The sequence below is a fragment of the Algoriphagus sp. genome (assembly GCF_024305035.1).
Lineage (GTDB): Bacteria > Bacteroidota > Bacteroidia > Cytophagales > Cyclobacteriaceae > Algoriphagus.
The window spans coordinates 1-8,861 of the sequence record NZ_JAMWZB010000058.1 but is presented as its reverse complement, the minus strand read 5'-3'; the positions used below and the strand labels follow the sequence as shown (position 1 = coordinate 8,861).

Below are 8,861 nucleotides of genomic sequence, written 5' to 3'. Positions count from 1 at the left end.
GAAGGATCCATGAATTTACAGCAGTGTTTAGTCTGTTTGGCAGAGACGAACGGGACAAGCGGGATATTTTGCCGATTTGGTAAACCAATGTGTTTCCTGGGTTAGGAAAAACGGTTTTTTAATAAGCACCTAAGAATCCATGATTTTTCCTCATTTTATTTAGCTCGATTTTAAATCTAGCTTATATTTGATCATTCTAGGTTCAAAAACCAGAAATGGTACATCGGATAGTTTTTACCTTGCTTCTTTTTTTTGCTGGGCTGTTTTTAGTACAAGCCCAATACTCAAGGTTGCTTCATAAGCCGCATTGGGAACAGACCGAGTCACTAAGCGATCTTTATGATCTGGTGGTTGAGTTCAAAATGGATCGTTCGGTTTTTGAGGACACCCTGGCCAATATGCGCGAGTTAGCTAGACGGGAAGGTGACCAGGTCATGCAAACAGAGGCTGACTTTTTGGAACTGAGTTATGAGCTGTTGGTGGAGAAGCAAAATCTCGAAGGAATGATCAAGTTTCAGCGAGAACAGGAGAAGAAGGAACAGCTTTTTTTTGCCTGCAGGGCAGCAGAGGCTATTTCAAAATACTATTGGTATGCCCAAGAAAATGAGAAAATGCTCAATTGGCATCTGCATCTGGAGGAGCTTCTCAATAAGGTGTCCGTGGAAGAATTTCCCGAAAAGGCCTTGTATCTGCAGGGTATAGGAAGTGATTACCGGTATTTTGGAGATTTAGAGAAAGCAATTTCGTATTTTAAATTAGTTGCCTCTTATTCGGTTCCGGAAGTTTACATCAATGCTTGGCGCCATGCCTTGAATAATATGGGGTTTACCTACAGACAGATGGGACTCTTAGACAGTGCTGACCATGTTTTTAACCAACTACTTCTTCATTCCAAAGAGACTTCCGAGCAATGGTATGGGATCGCCTCGGGAAATGTAGGCTACAATCACTACCTAAAAGGAAACTTTGAAGCATCCATCCCTTTTTTAAAAACCGATATCCGGCTGGCTTTGAAATACAATGACCTAGGTTTGGCCGCTCAATCGAGCATTCCCTTGGCTGATATTTACATTGAAAAGGAAAGGCTTGATACAGCCAAATACCTGATTGACCAGGCTTTGGATTACATCCAGACGACTGGACAGACTGATCGTCTACGCAACCTTTATCCGGTGATGAGTAAATGGGAATCTTCGATGAATCATCCGGAGCGTGCCACGGCGTATATGGATTCTGCTTTGGTGGCCACCAAAGCCTATAATGAAAAATTCAGTGCTCTCCAGTTGATGCGAGCAAATCAGCTAGTGACAGCCAATCAACGTCAAGCAGAGATTCAGCGTTTGAATGCTGAATCTGATCGGAATAAAATGATCCGAAATTTTATCATAGGAGGCTTGTTTTTCCTGCTCGTTGGGTCCGTTTTGGTGTATCAATTGAAGCAGGAACGGATCAAATCAGCTCAAAAATTAAAAGACTTGGAACTGGAGCAAGTCCATTCAGATCTGGAAAATGCACAACGATTACTTAAAATACACGTCGAAAGGATCAATAACAATTCACGGATTATTCGTTCCTTGGAAGATTCTGAGCCTACCGCTGAGCAAAAGCAGGTCCTATTTGATTTGAGAGAAAGCACTATTCTGACCGAGTCGGATTGGACCTCCTTCCAAGCACAGTTTACTACTGTTTTTCCTGGATTGATTGAGTCGCTGACTCAACAATACCCTACCTTGACACCCGCAGAAATCCGGTATTTATTACTTCTAAGGCTTGAGCTTTCTAAGCATGAAATCGCCAATGCACTGGGCGTGTCTCCAGACTCCCTTCGGGTAACCTGGTTTCGTATCCGTAAGAAATTGGATTTACCCAAAGATTTGCAGGCTCCACTTTTTTTCCAAATGGCCCTTTCTGAGCAATAGGTCTCATTTTTTTGAATTGTAACGCCTTTGTAACGGTGAAAAAAGGCATTTTTTGACCGAGGTGGGATACCTTCCCCCATGCGTTTGATAAGCGAAAAAATACCTAAACAAAAAGTCATCCTCTGGTCTGTGGTTCTTATGATTCTAGGACTTGCTGTTTTTGTTCATTGGTATTACGGCGTGCAAGTATCGCTTATTGAGGAGAATATACAAGAAATAGAGTTACACTATTAGATAAGAATATGAAAAAGATCTACTCGTTTTTAACTGTTTACTTTATCTTTTTTACGGGACTTACCTCTCTTTATCCGCAAGTATCCAAAGAAAAAACTAGGACAACCCATGTTCTTCAAGATGTTTCGGTTCTCGAAAAAGGCACAAAAGGTCAATCTTATTTTACGAAAAATGAACGGCTTCTCTACACGTTAAATCAGGGACAGTGGGATGATGAGGTAATTGCCATGGCCTCGGGTCAGGGATATCGTGTTTGGGTATCCAAAGAGGGATTGGTTTATGATTTCGAAAGTTTTAATTCTACGGACAGTTTACGCAAAGGACATGTAGTCAAAATGAAATTTGACCAGGGAACCTTGGTGTCTTTGATTGGTAAAAAGGAGGCTACTGGAAAGGTAAATTATTATATCGGTAGTGATCCGGATAATTGGGTCGAGCAGGCTCCCCAATTTGAGGAAATTATCATTGGAGATGTATATGATGGGATTTCCTTGCGGCTATATGGAGAAAAAGGTTTACCCCGCTACGATTTGATTATTGAGCCCAATGCTGATTTGGCAAAGCTCTCATTTTCCGTGGATGGAGTAGAAGATCTGAAATTGGATAGGGAGGGTAACCTAAGTTTCTTGACCTCACTGGGTGAAATTAAGCAAAGCGAACTATTTACCTATCAGGAAATCAAGGGGCAAAAAAAAGAGATTGCATCCGCATTTAAAATAAATCATTTGGGCGAAGTGAAATTTGAATTGGGAGCTTATGATCCTGAGTTGCCTTTGGTGATCGACCCGATTATATACAGTACCTTCATTGGTCCTTCCGGTGGATTAAATCCATTAACGTCCAGTGAAATGGAAGTAGAAGATGGATTCGTTTACCTGATGGGAGAGGCCGTTTGGGAAGAGTATCCCACTACTTCCGGAGCATACCAAACCAATTTCCCAGCAGAATCTTCAATTGTTGCATATTTTACCAAGCTGAACCGTGAAGGAACAGATGTGGAGTTCAGTACTTTTTTTGGAGGAGAGGGCTTGGAAGCTTTCACCGATATGGCAGTGGAAAATGGGAATATTTATTTTACCGGAGCTGCTACCCAGGGGTTTCCTACTACCGTGAATGCCTATCAGAAGAAATACACTTCTGGGGGAGGATTATTTGATTTTGATGATGCGATAATTGGTAGCCCTGAAGAAGAAATTCTTAATGACCTGATTAATGAAGCCTTGCCATTTTCTTTAACAGATGCTTTCGTGACAAAACTAAGCGCAAATGGAGGCAGCCTGATTTACAGTACTTTTTTGGGTGGAACGGGCAATGAGATCGGTACAGGTATTACTGTGGAAGATGGGTATGCCTATGTGACCGGGGGAACAGGTCCGATCAAGGAAAGTGAAATTTCTTTTCCTACCACAGCATTAGCTTACCAAAGACAAAATGGGTTCGGATTTTTAGAAGATGGATTTGAAAATAGTTTCCTAAATATTGGTTTTAGACAAATTGCGGATGTATTTGTGACTAAACTCTCTGTAAATGGATCTCGAATTGAATATAGTACACTTTTGGGAAGCGATGGAAACGATTTGGGAAGCAATATCGAAGTAGAAAATGGTAAAGTACTTGTTACTGCCACTGTCAATGAAAATTTTCCAGCAACAAGTAACGCTATTCAAGCTACCCTTCAAGGGGCGGATGAATTAGCTTTGTTTCGATTAAACACCAATGGGAGTGATTTGGAATATGGGACAATAATCGGGCGAGCCGGAGTTTCAATCGACACTTATTTGGAGGATGATAATTTTTACTTGTTAGGAACCACGGTTTCAGCTTCGAGTTTTCCAATTACTCCAGGAGCTTTTCTGGATTCAGATGTCTCGTTTCGAGTACCTTTTTTAATGAAATTTAGTGATTTAGGTGATAATTTGGAATTCAGTACTTTTGTCGGATCCTTAGACAATGGGGTTACGGAAGAATTTATAGGTTTAGGAGTAGAAAATAACATTCCCTACCTCACCGGAGTAACGAATAATCCTGCGTTTTTCACCACTCCGAATGCCTATGTTACGGAGTATCCTGTGGATGCTCTAGATAATGCATTTGTGATGCAGCTTTTTCCAAATGGACAAGAAGTAAATTACAGTACTTTCATAGGGGGCTATTTTAGTAGGGGAAATGCGGTTCGGGTGGAGGAAGGATTGGTATATCTTGATGGATTTGCCGGGTATTTTGGGGAATTGGCCCCTGAGTGGGAGTCAATTCCTATCACTGAAAATGCCTATTTTGACGGTAGTGGTTTTGAAGGAGAAGGATTGCGATTTATGGCCAAATTCGATTTCGAGTTGGATCAGTTTGAGTTAGATGCTCCGGCTTTAGTGAGCCCCGCTAATAATGCTACGCTAACCCCCATTAGACCTGAATTTACTTGGGCTGATGCCATAAACCCACTTGCTAACACGGAAGCGGATTTTTATGTACTTCAAGTCTCCCGCGATCCTGAGTTTTCAACCATAGAGTTTGGTGTGGATGTGGAGGATGGGGTAGCATTCAATTTCAATTTTGATTTTGACTATGGTATTCAATATTTCTGGCGTGTTCGCGGAGTAAATGATCAGGGTCAAGGGACCTGGAGCGAAGTTTTTTCATTTATCACCCTTCCTTCCAATACAGGTGAAGGCACACTTGAATCACCTTGGGAAATCTCCACAGTCGGGCAATTGAATGCGGTTCGGAATTATTTGTCGGGCAATTTTAAGCTCGTGAACACGATCAATATGAGAAGTGCAACCCGTGAAGGAGGAGACTTTTGGAACGATGGAAGAGGATGGATCCCAATTGGTACGACTTCCGATCCTTTTACCGGTCAACTGCAAGGAGATGGATTCGAGCTAATTAGTCCTTTTCTCAATGGGTCTGTGGAAGAAAATGCCGGAATAGTTGGAGTTCTAGCTGGCGGGTTTATTGAAAGGGTAGCTTTAATTGATCCGGATATCGCTGCCGCTAGAAATGTAGGCGGTTTGGTTGGTCTGATGGAAGGTGGAGAAGTCCGTGAAAGCTATGTTTCAGGAGGAAGTGTAGCCGGTAACTTCTCAGTTGGTGGATTAGTTGGGGCTATGAGTTCCGAAACTGCTGTTTTGGAGAACTCCTATTCATTTTTGGAAGTCAATTCATTTACGAATCCGGTTAATTCCGGAGGAGGAGTAGTGGGAAGGTATGAAAGCGGTACCATTCAACAGACCTATTCCTTTTCCAATGTCAATGGGGGTATTCTCAATGTTGGGCCGTTAATCGGATCTGGTACCCCAGATGATTACCAATCGTATTTCAATGAGGAATTAACTACGCCTGCCAATGGGAAGGGAATTCCATTGAGTTCGGCGGAAATGCGAATCGAGGATTCTTTTCAAAATTGGGATTTTGAGCATGTTTGGAAAATTGAGGAAGGAAAATCCTTTCCTGTGCTGATTCAAAATGAACAAATCCCTGCTCCAGGTCAACCGGATATTGCCGTTGGTGAGGGTACTATTTTATATGTGGACCCATCTGCCGGATCGGGTTTGGGAAATGGGAGCTCATGGGGAAATGCGATTTTGACTCTTCAGGAAGCGCTGGAATGGGCTGAAGCAAACTGGCAAAATCAAGAAGAAATACTTCAAATTTATGTGGCAGAGGGGGTGTATTTTCCCACGACTTCAAACGACGCTTCAATTAGTTTTGAATTAGTAAATCAGGTGGAGATTTATGGTGGATTTCCAACTGGGGGAAGTAGTTTTGACCAAAGGGATTGGAAAGAAAACCAAACTATTCTCAGCGGAGATATTCTTAATCGAGGGTCAACTTTGATTTTAGATCCTTTTGTCGTTTCAATAGGAAATTCAATTCACGTAGTAAATGGAAGTAATAGGGATAACTCGGCAAAATTAGACGGTTTTTACATCAATGCTGGCTTTGCAGTTGGTTCGGGAGATCTTAATGATGGAGGTGGGATTTTTATTTCAGCGGGCAGTCCTGTTTTAACCAACCTGATGGTAATTGCCAATCGGTCCAATCGATTTGGTGCAGGAATGGCGACAATGGAAGGTTCAACCCCAACTCTATCAAAAGTGGAGTTTAGGTCCAATTTTACCAGCTCCGGAGGAGGGGGAGTGGCAAACAATGGCAGTAGTCCTCGCTTTACCGAAGTTCTATTTTTGGAAAATGCGTCTTCTACCAATGGAGGCGGGATGTATAACCTGAATTCAAGTTCTCCAATACTAATTAATGTTGAATTCAGAGGAAATGAAGCACGAGGAGGAGTAGGCTCTGGGACAGTAGGAGGAGGAGCCATGTGGAATGCTGCAGGTACTCCGGTGTTGACCAATGTGCTTTTGACTGGGAATCGGGCAACATTAAACAACGGTCGGGGCGGGGCTATTCTCAATAATGGCGGGTCCCCTATTTTGACAAATGTAACCCTATCCGGAAACAGTGCATTTACAGGAGGTGGAATATACAATACTGGTGTCAACTCGGTCCCTCAAATCCGAAATAGTATCATTTGGAATAACCAGGATGACACAGGCTTGGGAACTCCATCGGCGTCTGTTCGTAATTTGAATTTTGCAGCGCCTGAAATCGTATTTAGTTTAATACAGGGTGTAAATCCTGAGGGTCAAAACAACTTAGATGGTACAGATACATCCAACGATCCTCAGTTTATCGATCCAATAATTGATTTTGAGTCGCTTCCGACGGTCGAGGGAGATTTTCGATTAGCGGAGGACTCCCCTTTGAAAGGATCGGGGAATTTGGAATTTTTTGGTTCTGGCCAAACTCCAGATCTCAGGGAAATTGAAACGGATCTTGACGGAAGCCAACGGATAATTGGCGAAATAGACTTGGGAGCCTATGAGCTTTTTGAGGAGATACCATTAGAAATAACCCCGTCAAATGGAAATATTCTGTATGTCAAAAAGGGAAGTTCGGGTTTAGGCATTGGTGATTCATGGCAAAATGCTATTCCCGAACTGGCAGACGCGCTGAAGTGGGCAAGGGAAAATCAGGATGATCCCAGCTGGTCAGCCGAGAATCCACTACAGATCTGGGTGGCCGGAGGAACTTATATCCCATTATACAATAAAAGTGATGCTGGATTCCGCAATGATGGAGAAAGATTAAATTCTTTTGTTTTGGTGCCCAATGTCCAGCTTTTCGGAGGATTTGCGGGAGTTGAAACCAATCTGGAAGAGCGGGATCTGAGCATAAAGGAGAATACAAGTATCCTGAATGGAGACCGGGAAGGAAATGATGGGGCAGATTTCGCTAATTACGATGACAATGTCTACCAAGTACTGGTAGCTATCGGAGAATTGGGGAAATCCCTTGTGGATGGTTTTACCGTTCGGGGAGGTAATGCGTCTAGTAGTCAAAGATCAAATTTTGTCACTGATAATGGTTCTGTAAGTGTATTAAATAATGTGGGGGGAGGATTTTATATCAACCCAGGTTTCGATGCTTCATCCTTTTCTATTAAGAATGTGAAAATTACCGAAAATTCAGCTTCCGTAGATGGAGGTGGAATACACATTCGAATTGGTATTGGTGACTTACAGATCACAAATGCTACGGTAGCAGATAATACTGCTGGTAGAAATGGAGGGGGAATTGAAAATTCCTCTGGTGGTTTAGGAGGTCAACTACAATTAAACAATGTGACTCTAGCAGATAATACAGCGATTGGAAATGGGGGGGGGATATACAATGGGCAAAGGGAGAGGTTAAGGTTAAGTATAACTAATTCTTTGTTGTTAGGAAACTCTGCTGAATCAGGCGGGAATGGAGTATCCACATTTGACGGATTAAACAATGAGTTTTTAGTTTCTCACAGCTTGGTTCAGGGGATGAACAATGAATCCAATGGAAATATCAGCGCAGAAGGAATAGGACCCGAAGATGTGTTCGAGGACTTTGAAAATGGAGATTATCGGTTAAAAGCAGGAGCGCTACCCATCAATGCCGGGGATCCCGATACCGACCTTAGTTTTTTTTCAGTTGGATCGGATGAACCCGTGGATCTTGACGGGAATCCCAGGGTAGTCGGTGAATTGATCGATATGGGTGCTTTTGAACGCCAGCAAGTACCCCAAGAAATCACGTTTAATACCCCTCCTTCTCTGACATACGGGGATAGAAATGTCAAATTTGATATTACTACCACCTCCGGCCAAGAAGTGTCATATTCCGTAGCTGAAAATGAATTTGTATCGGTAGATGATGGAAGTTCGGGGGAGAATGCAGTTTTGAATGCGCTCAAAGCAACTGATGAACTAATCGAAATCACAGTTTCTGTTGCAGGAAATGATATCTATGACCCTACAAGTACAACTGTTTCGATTCCTGTTGGGAAACGTCAGCTAGAAATTGCAGACCCTACGCTGACCCCTAAAGAATTTGATGGGACCACCACGGCTTTCTTGGATCTGGGGACGCAACAGAATTTGGTGGATGGAGATGAGGTACAAGTTGACCACACGGCTACTTACGATACTCCTGAAGCCGGAACAGGAAAGATAGTGACTGTTCTCTATAAAATTTCCGGTGCTGATTCGGAGAATTACCTATCTCCAGTTGATTTTGTAAGTAACGACGGGGAAATCACTCCGGCAGAAGTTGAAGGGATTGAATTCGAAGACGAAAGCTTTGTATTTGACGGCACAGAAAAGTCATTGGCAATCACGG

General features: G+C 42.6%; 2 protein-coding genes. Both read left to right on the top strand.

Features of this window, described 5'->3' with window-relative positions:
- Nucleotides 1-215 precede the first annotated feature (215 nt).
- Nucleotides 216-1,919: a hypothetical protein gene (locus Q0L00_RS19340; RefSeq protein ID WP_297338541.1), complete on the top strand. Its 1,704-nt coding sequence runs from the start codon at nucleotides 216-218 to the stop codon at nucleotides 1,917-1,919.
- 242 nt (nucleotides 1,920-2,161) lie between these two features.
- Nucleotides 2,162-8,861, top strand: a 6,700-nt coding sequence (locus tag Q0L00_RS19335; RefSeq protein ID WP_297338540.1) for a YDG domain-containing protein, incomplete at its 3' end; no start/stop codon positions are given.